The 14,412-nt window shown below is 69.8% G+C and carries 14 protein-coding genes; 7 read left to right on the top strand and 7 right to left on the bottom strand.

The window, feature by feature from the left end; genetic code table 11:
- On the bottom strand, positions 1 to 972 hold a 972-nt coding region (locus ACWDU1_RS17585; protein ID WP_449999683.1), incomplete at its 3' end, for a hemolysin family protein.
- A gap of 227 nt (positions 973 to 1,199) precedes the next feature.
- Between ACWDU1_RS17585 and ACWDU1_RS17580 the strand changes: the two genes are divergently transcribed.
- Positions 1,200 to 1,742, top strand: coding sequence for a YaeQ family protein (locus tag ACWDU1_RS17580; protein WP_449999681.1), 543 nt, complete (start codon positions 1,200 to 1,202; stop codon positions 1,740 to 1,742).
- 7 nt (positions 1,743 to 1,749) lie between these two features.
- Here ACWDU1_RS17580 and ACWDU1_RS17575 read toward each other — a convergent pair whose 3' ends face one another.
- A complete protein-coding gene (locus ACWDU1_RS17575; RefSeq protein ID WP_449999680.1) occupies positions 1,750 to 2,112 on the bottom strand; it encodes an ArsR/SmtB family transcription factor in 363 nt (120 codons plus the stop codon).
- 121 nt (positions 2,113 to 2,233) lie between these two features.
- On the opposite strand from ACWDU1_RS17575, the gene ACWDU1_RS17570 reads away from it, so the two are divergent.
- On the top strand, positions 2,234 to 4,183 hold the full coding sequence (locus ACWDU1_RS17570; RefSeq protein WP_449999678.1) for a heavy metal translocating P-type ATPase: 1,950 nt from the start codon (positions 2,234 to 2,236) through the stop codon (positions 4,181 to 4,183).
- 23 nt (positions 4,184 to 4,206) lie between these two features.
- A complete protein-coding gene (locus ACWDU1_RS17565; protein WP_449999676.1) occupies positions 4,207 to 5,019 on the top strand; it encodes an MFS transporter in 813 nt (270 codons plus the stop codon).
- On the opposite strand, the gene ACWDU1_RS17560 is transcribed toward ACWDU1_RS17565, so the two are convergent.
- Positions 4,960 to 5,613 (bottom strand): response regulator, encoded by a 654-nt coding sequence (locus ACWDU1_RS17560; protein ID WP_449999675.1) that lies wholly within the window; start codon positions 5,611 to 5,613, stop codon positions 4,960 to 4,962. The genes ACWDU1_RS17565 and ACWDU1_RS17560 overlap by 60 nt on opposite strands.
- Positions 5,610 to 6,626, bottom strand: a complete 1,017-nt coding sequence (locus ACWDU1_RS17555; protein WP_449999673.1) for a histidine kinase — start codon at positions 6,624 to 6,626, stop codon at positions 5,610 to 5,612. Before ACWDU1_RS17555 ends, ACWDU1_RS17560 begins: the two co-directional genes overlap by 4 nt.
- A 172-nt stretch (positions 6,627 to 6,798) precedes the next feature.
- Between ACWDU1_RS17555 and ACWDU1_RS17550 the strand changes: the two genes are divergently transcribed.
- The 3 genes from ACWDU1_RS17550 to ACWDU1_RS17540 are packed head-to-tail and all read left to right on the top strand — an operon-like array spanning position 6,799 to position 8,879.
- Complete coding sequence (locus ACWDU1_RS17550) at positions 6,799 to 7,074, top strand: hypothetical protein (protein ID WP_449999671.1); 276 nt, start codon at positions 6,799 to 6,801, stop codon at positions 7,072 to 7,074.
- Between the two features lie 35 nt (positions 7,075 to 7,109).
- Positions 7,110 to 7,568 carry a CBS domain-containing protein gene (locus ACWDU1_RS17545; protein ID WP_449999669.1) on the top strand — a complete coding sequence of 153 codons (459 nt, stop codon included), beginning with the start codon at positions 7,110 to 7,112 and terminating at the stop codon, positions 7,566 to 7,568.
- Positions 7,569 to 7,595: 27 nt separating this feature from the next.
- Positions 7,596 to 8,879, top strand: a complete 1,284-nt coding sequence (locus ACWDU1_RS17540) for an ArsB/NhaD family transporter (protein ID WP_449999667.1) — start codon at positions 7,596 to 7,598, stop codon at positions 8,877 to 8,879.
- Positions 8,880 to 8,892: 13 nt separating this feature from the next.
- Here the strand turns inward: ACWDU1_RS17540 and ACWDU1_RS17535 are convergent, their stop codons facing one another.
- The 3 genes from ACWDU1_RS17535 to ACWDU1_RS17525 form a co-directional block, all read right to left on the bottom strand.
- Entirely contained in the window at positions 8,893 to 9,936 is a 1,044-nt protein-coding gene (locus ACWDU1_RS17535; protein WP_449999666.1) for a linear amide C-N hydrolase, read from the bottom strand.
- Positions 9,937 to 10,092: 156 nt separating this feature from the next.
- Positions 10,093 to 11,403 carry an NtaA/DmoA family FMN-dependent monooxygenase gene (locus tag ACWDU1_RS17530; RefSeq protein ID WP_449999664.1) on the bottom strand — a complete coding sequence of 437 codons (1,311 nt, stop codon included), beginning with the start codon at positions 11,401 to 11,403 and terminating at the stop codon, positions 10,093 to 10,095.
- A gap of 121 nt (positions 11,404 to 11,524) precedes the next feature.
- Positions 11,525 to 12,967 carry a WGR domain-containing protein gene (locus ACWDU1_RS17525; RefSeq protein ID WP_449999662.1) on the bottom strand — a complete coding sequence of 481 codons (1,443 nt, stop codon included), beginning with the start codon at positions 12,965 to 12,967 and terminating at the stop codon, positions 11,525 to 11,527.
- Positions 12,968 to 13,155: 188 nt separating this feature from the next.
- On the opposite strand from ACWDU1_RS17525, the gene ACWDU1_RS17520 reads away from it, so the two are divergent.
- On the top strand, positions 13,156 to 14,322 hold the full coding sequence (locus ACWDU1_RS17520; RefSeq protein WP_449999661.1) for an NAD(P)/FAD-dependent oxidoreductase: 1,167 nt from the start codon (positions 13,156 to 13,158) through the stop codon (positions 14,320 to 14,322).
- The last annotated feature ends 90 nt before the right edge of the window (positions 14,323 to 14,412 follow it).

Genomic DNA, 14,412 nt, shown 5'->3' with positions numbered 1-14,412 from the left:
TCCGGCGAACCCGCCGTACTCGTCGATCACCAGCGCCATCTCCTCGTGCGCGGCCACCAGCTGCGACAACACCTCCGGCAGCCGCAGTGACGCGGGCACGATCACGGCCGGGCGGCATACCTGCGCGGCGGTCCCGGCGACGGTGTGGTCCAGCAGATCGTGCAGATGCACCACGCCGAGCAGATCGTCGGAGCTCTCCCCGACCACCGGATAGCGCGTATGCCCGGTGCTCATCTTCGCCAGTACCCGCGCGACCGGTTCCGTCGCACCGACGGTATCGACCCTGGACCGCGGGATCATGGCGTGTTCGGCGGTACGGGTGGGGAAATCGAGGATCCGGTCCAGCAACGCCGATAGTTCGACGGGCAGTTCCCCGGCGTCACGTGACTCCGCGACGATATGTTCCAGGTCCCGGGGAGTGGCCGAATGCTCCACATCGTGGACGGGTTCGATCCGCAGTGCGCGCAGTAGCAGATTCGAGGAGGCGTCGAACAACCGGATCAGCCAGCCGAAGGCGGTGAGGTACAAGGTGGTCGACAGGGCCAGCCGGCGGGCCACCGGTTCGGGCCGCGCGATGGCGAGGTTCTTGGGAAACAGTTCCCCGAAGACCATCTGCACCACGGTCGACAACAGCACGGCGGCGACGGTGCCGATCGCCACTCCGGCGGCCGCGGAGAATCCGATACCGCTGAGCAGATCCCCGACTCCGCTGCCGATCAGGGGTTCGGCGACATAGCCGACCAGCAGGCCGGTGACGGTGATACCCAGCTGGGCGCCGGAGAGCATGAAGGAGGTGCGGCGGGTGACGGCGAGGGCGCGTTGCGCGGCCGGGTCGCCGGCTTCGGCCCGGGATTTCAACCGGGACCGGTCGACGGCCATATAGGCGAACTCTTGGGCTACGAAGTAGCCGGTCAGGGCGGTGATCAGCAGAACGACCAGCACACCCAGGAGGATTCCGGCGACGGTCAGCATCGCGGGATCCGATCAGCGGCCGGGTGATCCGGCGGGGGCGGGGACGATCGTCGAGGTTTTCGCTTGGCGCGTCTCATAGCTCTTTCCGGTAGGGAACAAACGCCGTTACAGAATAGGACGAACCGGACGGTCGGAGAGTTCCCGGGGGGGTGTGTCGGCGAGGTCACGATCCCCGGGAGACCGTCGGCGGTCCGGGCCGCCCGGGGCGGGGTTAGGCTTGCCGTCCTATGGCTATCGGCGCGACTGTGCACACCTTCACCCTGAACCTCTCCGATATAGACCGCGGGGTGTATCAGGAGCTGGATCTGCGGCTGGCCCGCCATCCCTCCGAGACCGCCGAATTCCTGATCACACGCCTGCTGGCCTACTGCCTCGAATACGAGGAAGGCATCGCGTTCAGTGACGGCGGTGTGTCCTCGACCGAGGAACCCGCGGTGCTGGTCCGGGACCTGACCGGCCGGATCACCGCCTGGATCGAGGTGGGCGCCCCCGACGCGGACCGGGTGCATCGCGGCAGCAAACTGGCCGGCCGGGTCGCCGTCTACACCCATCGCGACCCGGTCAAGGTCCTCGCCGGGCTCAGCGGTAAGCGCATTCACCGCGCGGAGGCCATCACGCTGCGCGCGTTCGACCGAGCGTTCGTCGAGACCGCCGCCGCGACCCTCGAACGCCGCAACACCGCCGCCGTCTCGTTCACCGAGGGCCAGCTGTATCTCGAGATCAACGGAACCACGCTGAGCGCCCCGGTCGCGGACACCCCACTCGGGTAACGCCGCGTCAGCCGAGCGCGCCGGACCCGTCCGACAGCCCGAGCCGGAGGTGTTCGCTGTGGTAGACGGCCTCGTCCAGGAGTTGCGCGACGTGGGCGTCGTAGAGCCGGTAGACGATGGATCGCCCGGTGCGGTCGCCTACGACGAGCCCGAGATTGCGCAGCAAGCGCAGCTGATGGGAAACCGCCGACTGTTCCATCCCGATCGCCGCGGCCAGTTCACTCACCGGGCGGGGCCCCTGCCGTAGTTCGGTGAGGATCAGCAACCGGCTCGGAGTGGCGAGGGCCTGGAGGGTATTCGCGACATGGGCCGCGGCGTCGGCATCCAGCCGCTGGGCCGGGCGATCGCGCCCCTCGACTCCGTGTCCCATGCCCCGGAAGCTTACCCGGGAGGCCATGACGCCCCTATCGAATCATTCCGCATATACATGAAGACATGTTCATTCTTTCTGATATTGTCGCCGGAGTCCCGTTCGCCCGCTGTCTCCGGAGGTGGCCCCGTTGGTCGCGCCGACCCACACCCCGACCCCCGCCGCGCCGCCGCCGGCCCCTCGCACCGCACCGTTCGCCCTGCCCGAGGTGCGCTGGGCGGCCGTCGCGCTCGGCCTGTTCCTCACCGGGCTCACCGCCCAGCTCACCGGCGCCGCATCCTGGACCTGGTGGACGCTGTATCTGGCCTGCTACGTCGCCGGCGGCCTGGAACCGGCACTGAGCGGGTTACGGGCGCTGCGCCACCGCACCCTCGATGTCGATCTGCTCATGGTGGCGGCGGCCATCGGCGCTGCGGCCATCGGCCAGATCACCGACGGCGCCCTGCTGATCGTCATCTTCGCCACCTCCGGCGCCCTCGAAGCCCTGGCCACGGCCCGGACCGAGGATTCGGTGCGCGGCCTGCTCGACCTCGCCCCCGATACCGCCACCCGGGTCCTGCCCGGCGACCGCGAAGAAACGGTCCCCGCCGCCGGACTGGAGGTGGGCGATGTACTCGTGGTCCGCCCCGGCGAGCGGATCGCGGCCGACGCGACCGTGGTGGCGGGTGCGAGTGAGGTCGATCAGGCGACCATCACCGGTGAGCCGCTTCCCGTCGACCGGACCGCCGGCGACGAGGTGCTCGCGGGAACAGTGAACGGTACCGGCGCCCTGCGGATCCGGGTCACGCGACGGTCCCGTGATTCGGTGGTCGCCCGGATCGCCGCGCTGGTCGAGGAGGCCGTCCGCACCAAGGCCGGCACCCAGCGATTCGTCGAGAAGATCGAACAACGCTATTCACTGGCGATGGTGGCGGCCACGCTCGTGATCTTCGCCGTGCCACTGCTTTTCGGCGAATCGCTGCGGCAGGCACTGCTGCGCGCCATGACCTTCATGATCGTGGCCTCGCCCTGCGCGGTGGTCCTGTCGACCATGCCGCCGCTGCTGGCCGCCCTCGCCAATGCCGGACGCCACGGGGTACTGGTGAAATCGGCCGCGGCGATGGAACGGCTCGGCACCAGCACCCGGATCGTCTTCGACAAGACCGGCACCCTCACCCGCGGCACGCCGGAGGTCGCCGAGATCCGCAGTTTCGACGACGGATTCGGCGCCGGCGAACTGCTCCGGCTCGCCGGCGGCGCCGAACTCCCCAGCGAGCATCCGCTGGCGGCGGCGATCGTACGCGCCGCCCGGGCCCGGCATCCCCGGCTACCGGTCGCCGGGGATTTCACGGCCCACCCCGGTCGCGGAGTCACCGCGCGGGTGGACGGGCACGCCGTCGGCGTCTTCTCCCCCGCCGCGATTCCCGACGAACCCGCGATCGCCGGAGCGGCCGCACGGCACTTCCAGGAGCTCGGCCATACGGCGGTCGTGATCACCTGCGACGATCGCCCCGTCGGCGTCCTCGCCCTCACCGACCGCCTTCGCCCGGAGGCACCCGCCGCGGTGGCCGCCGCCACGACGCTCACCGGTAATCCACCGGCGATCCTCACCGGCGACAACCCGATCGCGGCCCGGCTCATCGCCACCCGTGCCGGCATCACCGAGGTCCATGCCGGACTCCTGCCCGACGGCAAAGTGGCGGCGGTCCGGAGTATGGAGGCCGGCGGCGACCGGATCGCCCTCGTCGGTGACGGCATCAACGACGCCCCCGCTCTCGCCGCCGCGCATACCGGCCTCGCGATGGGCGGGATCGGCGCCGACCTCACTCTCCGCACCGCCGACGCGATCGTGGTCCGCGACGATCTCCGCGCGATCCCCGCCGTGATCGCCCTCGCCCGCCGCGCCCGGCGGGTGGTGCTGGCCAACCTCGCCATCGCCGCGAGCTTCATCGCGGTACTGGTCACCTGGGACCTCGTCGGCACCCTCCCGCTGCCGCTCGGCGTCGCGGGGCACGAGGGGTCCACGGTGATCGTGGGACTCAACGGCCTACGGCTACTACGCAATTCCGCGTGGGACCGCGCCCTGCGATAGCACCCATCCGGCACGATCGGGTGATGCGCACCGGCACAGACGGATCGGGCGGAAAGCCGCCCGTGGCTCGGCCCGGCCGCGCCGCCGGGCTACCGTCCGAGTTCCACCGGATCTGGACCGCCTTCACTGTGAGCCAGTTCGGCAGCGCGCTCGGTGCCGGCGCCCTGCCGCTGGCCGCGATTCTCCTTCTCGAATCCTCCGATCTGCAGGTCACGCTGCTATCGGCGATCTCGGGCGTGGCCGCGGCCGCGCTGGCGCTTCCCCTCGGTTCGTTCATCGAGTCGCGGCGCAAACGCGGGGTCATGGTGGGCGCGGACCTCGCGGCGGGCGCGGCGCTGGCAGGCGTCCCGCTCGCGGCGACCCTCGGAGTACTGACCTACCTGCAACTCTGCGTGGTGGCGACCATCCAGACGCTGTGCGCCATCGTCTTCCACGCCGCGAACAACGCGCATCTGAAAACCCTGGTACCCGAGGCCCAGCGGATTCGCGCCAACAGCCGGATGGAAACCTCCCTCTGGACCTCCGTCACCGTCGGCACACCGGCGGGCGGCGCACTGGTCTCGGTCTTCGGCCCCACCGTGACCCTGGCGGCCGACGGCTACCTGGCCCGGGTCGGCACCGCCTGGTCGGTCGGCGCGAAATGCTTCCAGCCCGCCTGTATCGCGCTCGGCGGTGTGCTGGCCGCCGCGGCCGGGGTGCGGGCGGCGCTCGGGGTGGCCGCCGCCGTCCTGCTCGCGAGTTCGCTTCTGCTGCCGTGGCGGATCGACGACGCGGGTTCAGGGTTCGATGAGACCCGCGCGGATCGCGTAGCGGGTGAGGGCGAGCCGGTCGCGTAAACCCAGTTTCTGCAGCACATTCGCGCGGTGGCGGTCCACCGTCTTCACACTGATGAACAGGTCGGAGGCGATCTCCCGGGAGGAATGGCCCTCGGCGACCAGTTTCACGATCTCCTCCTCGCGGGGCGTGAGCAGTGTCTGCGGGAGGGGTTCGCCCCGGTCCGCACGCCGCAGCCAATCCCGGATCAGGGAATTGACCGCTCCCGGGTACAGGTACGGCTCACCGCGCAGAGTGGCCCGGCAGGCCTCGAGCAGATCGCGGTCTGCGACGGATTTCAGGACGTAGCCGGAGGCCCCGACGCGTAGCGATTCGAAGAAATACTGTTCGTTGTCGTACATCGACAGCATGAGGATGCGCACCCCGGGCGCCACGCGGTGGATCTCGCGCGCGGCCTGGATACCGGTCATCCGGGGCATCGCGATATCGAGGATCGCCAGATCGACCGGGATATGACCGGCCTGCTGGACGGCTTCGTGCCCGTTCGCGGCCTCGGCGACCACGGCGAGATCCGCTTCGGCGTCCAGGATCATCCGCAGCCCCGACCGGACCAGCGCGTGATCGTCGGCGAGCAGGATGCGGGCCGGGGCCGTCACCGCGCGCTCCGTCCGGCTTCATACGGAATGGTCAGGCAGACCTCGGTGCCGTGTCCGGGCGGCGAATCGATGGTCAGGTGGGCGTTCACCAGCAACGCCCGCTCCCGCATACCCCGGATACCGGCACCGTCCACCGCGACCCCGCCGCGTCCGTCGTCGGATATCCGCAACACCACGGTCCCGGCGCGGGCGTGCAGGCTCAGGCCCACCCGGGCGGCGCCGGCGTGCCGGGCGATATTGGTCAGGCCCTCCTGGGCCACCCGATAGCAGACCAGTTCGATATCCGGTGTCAGCCGGGGCAGCGTCCGGTCGACATCGCGGGTCACCCCGATGCCGGCGGTGGAGGAGAATTCGCTGCACAGCGCGCTGAGCGCACTGGCCAGGCCGAGGTCGTCGAGTACATCGGGCCGCAGCCGCCGGGCGATCCCGCGCACCTCGTCCAGGCAGGACCGCACCGTCTCCTGCGCCCCGTGCAGTACATCCACCACATCCCCGGGGGCGCGGTCGGCCGCGCGTTTCATCGACAGCAACGCCACCGTGAGACTCTGGCCGATCTCGTCGTGCAGTTCCCGCGCGATGCGCCGGCGTTCGCCCTCCTGCGCGGCCAGCGCCGACGCGCTGGCCGTCGCGCGTTCGGATTCCAGCCGCTCAACCATGGCGTTGAAGGAGTCGATCAGCCGGGCGAGGTCGCCGTTGCCCCGTTCGTCGAGGCGGCCGCTGCGCCGCAGCGGATCCACCCGGCGCATGGAGGCGATGAGTTCGTCCAGCGGGGCGAGACTGGAGCGCAACAGGAAAGCGTTGGCGGCCAGGATGACGGCCAGGCCGATCACCAGGACCGGGACCTCGGTCAGCCGCACCCGCGAGGACACGGTGGCCGGGGAGACCGCCAGCACCAGCGTGCCGAGGGTGAACACCAGCCCGTTGATCAGGAAGATCCGCCGGAACAGCGCGTCCGCCGGTGTCCGGGTGTGCCGCCGGAACAGGCCGATACCACCACTGTCCGGACGGTCCATCACCCCAGTCTGGCGTCCGGGAGCGGGGCTGTCCATCGGGTCCGGCACCCATATTCCGGATCCGCCCTACACGCCTCCCACCACCACAGATGGGTGCCGGCACCGATGGCCGCACCCACCCCGCGCCGCGAAGACTGAAGCCGGGCAAACGACGGCGGGAGGAGTGTTCGGCGTGGACATCGACCTCCATACCGTGCCCGGACAGGGCACCGTCCATCATCTGCTGACCCGCAGCGGCGACCGGTTCGCGCTGGTGACCGGAACCGACGGCGGTAAACACATCCATGTGTACCGGGCCGCGCAGGACGAACCCGTCCAGACCGTGGCGCTGGCTCCGGACGAGGCCGACCAGCTGGCCGACCTGCTGCACAGCGCGCCGCTGCCCGACCGGGTGGCGCGGCTGGAGCGGTTGACGCAGCGGCTCGCCGGCGACGGGACCCACCCGTGACCACCCTCTCCCCGCACGCGCGACGGGATCCTTCGATGCAAGCACACGATATCGCCGTCCGGTTGCCGACCGTCCGGCCCGGCGACCCGGTGGCCAAGGCCATGCGCTCGATGGTCGTGCACCGGTTGCCCGGCATGATCGTGGTCGACGACGCCAACCGGCCGCTGGCCGTACTGCCCGGCACCCAGGTGCTGCGGCTGGCGATCCCCAGTTCCTACCAGAACGATCCGGCGCTGGTGCGCACCATCGACGAACTGCACGCCGACCTGTTCTGGCGGGAGCTCGGGGATCTGACGGTCGGTGACTGCCTGCCGCGCCCCGCGCCGCGGCCCGCGGTGGTCCGCATCGACGCCACGCTGCTCGAGATCGCCGCGCTGATGGCGCAGCGGCACAGCCCGCTGGTGGCGGTGACCGGGCACAACGGAACATTGGTCGGCGGAATCACCCTGGAACGGCTGCTGATCGGCCTGGCCGTCGCGGGCCCGGACGACTGAACGCGCCGGACCGAGGTGAGGTGATCGATGGACCGGATCCTGGCGGTGGCGATCTTCGTCGGGGCGTTCTGGTTCATCGCCACCGAACGCGCCGACAAGGTCAAGGTGGTGCTGGTGGCCGCCGCGGCGATGACCGTGCTCGGGCTGGTACCCGGCGAGGAAGTGTTCTATTCCGCGCACGCGGGCATCGACTGGAATGTCATCTTCCTGCTACTCGGGATGATGATCATCGTCGGCGTCGTCAAGCACACCGGCCTGTTCGACTTCCTGGCCATCTGGGCGGCGAAGCGGTCGCACGGCAACCCGTTCCGCCTGATGGTGATGCTGATGATCATCACCGCGGTGGCCTCGCCGATCCTGGACAATGTCACCATCATCATGCTGGTGGCGCCGGTGACCATCGTGGTGTGCGGCCGGCTGGGTTTCGCACCGCAACCGTTCCTGATCGCGGAAGTGCTGGCGGCCAACATCGGCGGCGCCGCGACCCTCGTCGGCGATCCGCCCAATATCATCATCGGCAGCCGGGCCGGCCTGAGCTTCAACGATTTCCTGCTGCACATGGCCCCGGCGGTGGCGGTGATCTTCGCGCTGTTCGTGCTGTTCACCCGCTGGCTGTTCCGCGCGCACCTGCGCCGGCACTCCGAGCACATCACCACGGTGATGGCCTTGCAGGAGCGGCGTGCGATCACCGATCCCCGGCTGCTGACCCGGTCGATGCTGGTGCTGACCGGCGTGGTGATCGGGTTCGGGCTGCATTCGCTGCTGCATGTGGCACCGTCGATCATCGCGCTGCTGGGCGCGGGGGCCATGGTGCTGATCTCCGGTCTCGATATCGGCGATATCCTGCGCGAAGTCGAATGGGGCACACTGGTCTTCTTCATGGGCCTGTTCGTGATGGTGGCCGGGCTGGTCCACACCGGTGTCATCACGATCCTCGGTGACGCCGCCGTCGCCGCGTTCGGCGACAACCCCTTGCTGGCCTCGGCGGTCCTGGTCTTCGGTTCCGCGGTGGTGGCGGCCTTCATCGACAACATCCCGTACACGACGACGATGGCTCCGGTGGTCGAGGGCCTGGTGGAGAACACGCCGGATACCGGGCAGGGCCGGGCGCTGTGGTGGTCGTTCGCCTTCGGCGCCGATTTCAGCGGTAACGGCACGGCCGTCGCCGCGAGCGCGAATGTGGTGGCCCTGGACATCGCCCGGCGCGCGGGTCACCGGATCACGTTCTGGCAGTTCACCCGGTACGGGATCGTGGTCACCGTGCTCAGTTGCGTACTCGCCTGGGCCTATCTCGCGCTTCGCTACTTCTGAGGACGATCCCGGGTCAACCCGCGACCGCTCCCGTGGGCGCCGCGACGGATACGTCGACGAACCAGGGCGATCCGGAGACGGCCGGGCGGGTGATCTCGCCGTGCCTGAAGTCGATCGCCGAGAAATCCACCCGGTGCCAGACCGGATGCTCGTAGTACCGGACGAAATAATGCCGGCCACCGAGATCGGCCAGGGTGGACCATTCGGTGTACTCGTCGGACTCCGCGCCGTCCTCCTGCCCGCGCACCAGCCCCTTCGTGATATCGAAGCTGTTGACGATATGCGAAGCCAGTACCGCCCCTTCGGCGGCGTCCGGGGTGGTCTTCGCGGACCGGCTGAGCGCGACGGCCCGCACGAACCGCGACGGCGGCGTGAAATCGCCGGGCAGGCCCAGCAGCCCGCTGCCCTGCCCGAGGGCGCGGACGTCGTAGCCGGTGAGGTCGAGTTCCGGGACATTGGTCGCCGACAGATTGACATAGTTGCCGAGGTTCAGCAGATGCCAGTCGAAGGGCGGGGAGTTGGTCATCACGCCGAGCGGATTGTCGTGGATACGCAGCCGCCCGCCGACATATTCGATCACCAGCGCGTCGCCGCCGCTGTCGTGCAGGGCGTAGTGCAACCCGACCGGCTCGTCCCGGCCGGGCGCCGGCGCGCCCCACACCAGCACTTCCCCGATGGCGCGCTTCGCGTCGGCCACCGAGGCGCAGGTGGAGAGCAGGTAGTTGCCGATATCGTGGAGCTGGGACAGCGAATCGGGTTCCCGGCCCGCCGGAACCTCCTGGTACTGCGAGAATCCCGGCAGGTACAGGGCGCCGAAATACAGGCCGGCCTCGTTCATCCCGTCCACCAGGCAGTCCCGGCCGAACAGGTCCATGCCGACGATGCCGTAGGCGCCGGTCCAGGACAGGCCGGGTACCGACGGGTCCGGGCTGCGCCCCTGGAACTCCTGGCCCCGCGGTACGACGACCAGCCGCGACCGCAGATCCAGGCCGAATTCCATGGTGCGGCCGACGATCACATCGCGTTCGGCGGTTTCGATCCTGAAGGTGGTACACATACCGGTCGCCCCTTCTGATGGTCACCGGCTCGCTGGCGGCCGGATCTGTGCCGGGTCCTCGACTTCATTCGAGCGGCACGGCCCTGGGCCGCGTGGCACAACGATACGTCGCACGGCCGGTCCATACGGAGACCAGCGCGTTTGCGTGTTGCGGGACTATCCGGCCGGCGCGGGCAGCGGCGGCAGTTCCAGGTTTTCGCGGAAGGTGGCGCCCACGTAGTCGGCGCCGACGATATCGCGGCGGCGCAGTTCCGGCAGCAGCCCGTTGACGACGAAATCGCGGGTGCGGGGCTCGCCGAGCCCGCCCAGGGAGATCACATCCAGCACCCCCGCGCGATAACGCTGCTCCACCACGTCGGCCAATTGTTCCGGCGTGCCCGCCGCCGACCAGTGCCCGGTGTGCCGGGCCTCCAGTATCAACTCCCGCAGGGTGCGCCCCGAAGCGGCCAGCCGGGCGAATATCTCGACCCGTCCCCGGCGGCGGTGCACCGAGCCCGGATCGGGCAGCAGTGTTTCCGGCAGTGGCCGGTCCAGCGGCAGCCCCGACAGATCCACACCGCCGCCGAGCATATCCTCGAGCACCGCGCGGCCCGCCTCGAGATCGAAGGATTCCTCCTCTTCACGCACCAGCCGCGCGACCTCGGCCTCGGACGAGCCGTAGGTGGCGTGGAAGGAACTGAAGATATAGGGCAGCCCGTCCGCCCGGCCCAGCTCCCGGGCCCGGCCGCGGATGGCGGTGGTATAGGCGCGGGCATCGTCGAGCGTGGTGAGCGAGGTGAACACCACTTCGGCGAATCTGGCGCCGAGTTCCACCCCGCCCGCCGACTGCCCGGCCTGGAATTGCACCGGCCGCCGCTGCGGTAGCGGCGGGATGTTCAACGGCCCGCGCACCGTGAAGTACCGGCCCTTGTGATCGATCGGGCGCACCCGCGACGAGTCCAGTACGGCACCGCCGGCGCCGTCCGCGCGTAATGCGCCGTCCTGCCACGAGTCGTAGAGCGCGTTCACCACGTCCAACGATTCGGTGGCGCGGGCGTAGCGTTCCTCGGGACCCGGCAGTTCCCCGCTGCCGTAGTTCTCCTCCCCCAGCGAGGAGGTCACGGCGTTCCAGGCGGCCCGGCCGTTGCTCACATGGTCGAGCGTGCCGAACAGCCGGGCCAGGTTGTAGGGGTGGTGGAAGGTCGTGGTGACGGTCGCGATCAGGCCGATACGCGAGGTGACCGCGCTGAGCGCCGAAAGGTAGATCAGCGGTTCCTGGGCACCGATCGCGCCCTGGGCGCCGAAGGACAGCAGATCGGCGGCGAACAGGGCGTCGAAACGGTGCCGTTCGGCGGTTTTCGCGACCTCCACCGCGCGTTCGAGGGTGGATTGCCCCGGATCGACGGCCGCGGCGTAGATATCCGCGCCGCCGCTGACACCGGTGACCGTCTTCAGGTGACGGCGCCGGGCGCCGTTGTGCGATACCACCTTTCGACGGTATGCCCCGTGCCGGGGCCGGGGCAGTGTTGCGATCAACCTGATCCGTGGACCCCGCGCGTCGTCTCCGGGCCAGGAGACGTTGCCGCCCCGGTCCCGGCCGCGGCGCGGTTCAGGTCAATCGGCGAATATCGCCGCGCACCCGGTAGAACCCGCCGCGCGCCGATTCCGCGACACCGTCCACCACATAGCGGGCGCCGGCCTGCCGGATCTCCCGGGGGAACTGCACATTCCATTCCCGCCGGTAGCCCGGGGACACGATATGCACCCGCAACCGTCCCTGTATATCGACACATTCCACGACGATCCCGCCACCGGCGTCGGTGACGACCTCCACGGTGCTGCTGGGTACCACCGCGGCCAGATCCGGCGCCTTGATCGATACGGCCTGCGGCACCAGGCCCTGTTCGGCGTCGCGGACCGCCGTCTCGCTCACGTCCAGGCAGGCCAGGGTGCCGTTCGTGGTGACCAGGTACAGCTTGCCGTCGTGGTATTGCATCGAATACGCCGACCCGCACCCGGTACCGAGTTTCCAGATCCGCCGGCCCTCGGCATCGAAGCAGTAGACCGACGAATAGTTGTCGCCGGCGAAGACGTAGCGCCCGTCCGGGGAGGCAGCGCACGAATACACCGCGGCATCGCATTGGAACGACCGGTCGGCGCCACCGTCCTTGCCGACCATCCGCACCTGGTTGTGCGCCGTGCCCCCGTACACGGCGTCGGACTCCTGCCAGCCGAACAGCACCGGCCCCCCGGTACCGCGGTGCCAGCGATGGTTACCGCTGATCAGGTCGTATTTCGTGATACCGCCGGAATGACCGTGGTACACACCGTCGGCGTCGATACGCACCATCCAGCCGGAGTTCCCGTCGCTGCGGCGGGTCCACAGCGACTCCTCCTCGTGATCGATCACGGTGAGACCGCCCTGCACGTCCGAGACCCCGAGAATCCCGTCGTGGATATCGAGCCAGTAGATATCGACATCGGTGGCGATATCGTAGGCCGCACGGGGCACCTTGCCGGACAGATCGTAGACCCGGCCGTCGTCGCAGCCGGCGTAGATCCAGAAATCGTCGGCGACAATGCATTTCACCGCGTCGGGAAGCCGGAAGCGGCCGGTGACCTCGCCCTCGGGGGTCAGCGTGAAGACATCCCCGTTCTCGTTGCCCACCCAGCAGCGTCCGGAGTCGATGAAGATCCCGAACGCGGCGGCACCGGAATCGAAACTCCACAGCACCGGCGCGGTACGCGCGGTGGAGGTGCGGCTGGTAATGGCCCGCCGGGTGACCGCTCGCGCGGCCCGCGCACCCCGCACCGCCGGCGCGTACCCCTTGCGCATCTTCTCGGCCACCTTCTTCTGCGCGGCCGCCTGTGCCTTCTGCGCGTCCGCGAAGGAACTGACCTTGCTCTGCCCCTGATCGCCGATACGCCCGTACCGGATTGTGACCCGGGTGCCGTCGACGACGACCTCGTAGAACTTGTGGGCCGAACCTCCTCCGTCCTCGGAGAGTTCCAGATAGGTGGTGGCCGCCGGGGTGGTGGTCGGTGTGGTCATGCTCGGTCCCGCTCGTCGTCGTTGCGCGTCGACGCGAAAGTTAGCAACCGGCACCGACATCCGCGCGGCAACCCGTTCCGGTGCGCGCATACCGGTCCGGCGGTCCGGTGATGACAAAGGTCACAGGCCGTCACGGCGGATCGACCGGCGTCGTCTATCCGGTAAAGACCCGAGAGAACGGAGCCATCATGTCCGAGCAGCGCACACATGTGGTCGTGATCGGCGGCGGTTACGCCGGAACACTGGCGGCCAACCGCCTGCGCGGCGGCACCGGTATCGATATCACCCTGGTGAACCCGCGCCCGGATTTCGTGCAGCGGATCCGGCTGCACCAGCACGCGGCCGGTACCGGCGCCGCGGTCGCGGACTACGGCTCACTGCTCGGCGACGGTATCGCCCTGGTCGTCGACAGCGCGACGCGCATCGATACCTCCGCCCGCGTCGTCCACCTCGCCGCCGGTGACACCCTCGCCTACGACTACCTCGTCTACGCGGTGGGCAGCACCGCCGCCGATCTCGCCGCGATCCCCGGCGCCGCCGAATTCGCGTATCCGATCGCCGAACTCGAACAGGCCGAGCGGCTGCGCGCGGCCCTGGAGCGGCTGCCGGAGCACGCGCCGGTGACGGTGGTCGGGGCCGGTCTGACCGGCCTGGAGACGGCCGTCGAACTCGCCGACCGCGGCCGGGCGGTCCGGCTGGTGTGCGGGGGCACCCTGGCGCCGTCGCTGAGCCCGGCCGGGCGCCGGTCGGTGGCGAAACGGCTGGCCCGCCACCGGGTGGAGGTACTCGAAACCGCGTCGGTCGGCGAGGTGCGGGCCGACACCGTCGTGCTCGCCGACGGCACGGTTCTGCCCAGCGCGGTCACCATCTGGACCGCCGGATTCGGCGTCCCGGAACTGGCCCGCGCCAGCGGCCTGCACACCGACGAGCTGGGCCGGTTGCGCACCGATGAGACCCTGACCAGCGTCGACGACGACCGCGTGGTGGCCGCCGGCGATGCCGCCGCCCCCTCGGGCCACCCGCTGCGGATGAGCTGCCAGGCCGCGAACACGCTCGGCGCCCAGGCCGCCGATACCGTGCTCGCCCGGCTCGCCGGCACCCCACCGCGCCCGATCGATCAGGCGTTCGTCGGCTCCTGCGTGAGCCTCGGCCGCGGCGACGGGATCATCCAGGTCGCCCGCCGCGACGACACCCCGGTCGGCTTCTTCCTCGCCGGACGGGCCGCGGCCGGGGTCAAGGAAATGGTCTGCCGGAGCACACTGTCGCTGCTGCGCCGCGAGGCCGCCCGCCCCGGTTCCGCAACCTGGTTGAAAGGCGGCCGCAGCGCCGGCACCACCGCGCCGGTCCCGCGCTGACCACACGCGCAGACGCGGGGGCACACCCTGAGCCGCGCGCACCGGGGTCCGGGCACCGGCCCGGGCCCTCAGGCGTGAACTTCGGTCTCG

It is taken from the genome of Nocardia sp. NPDC003345, from assembly GCF_053589395.1.
This window is presented reverse-complemented; position numbering and strand designations above follow the sequence as displayed.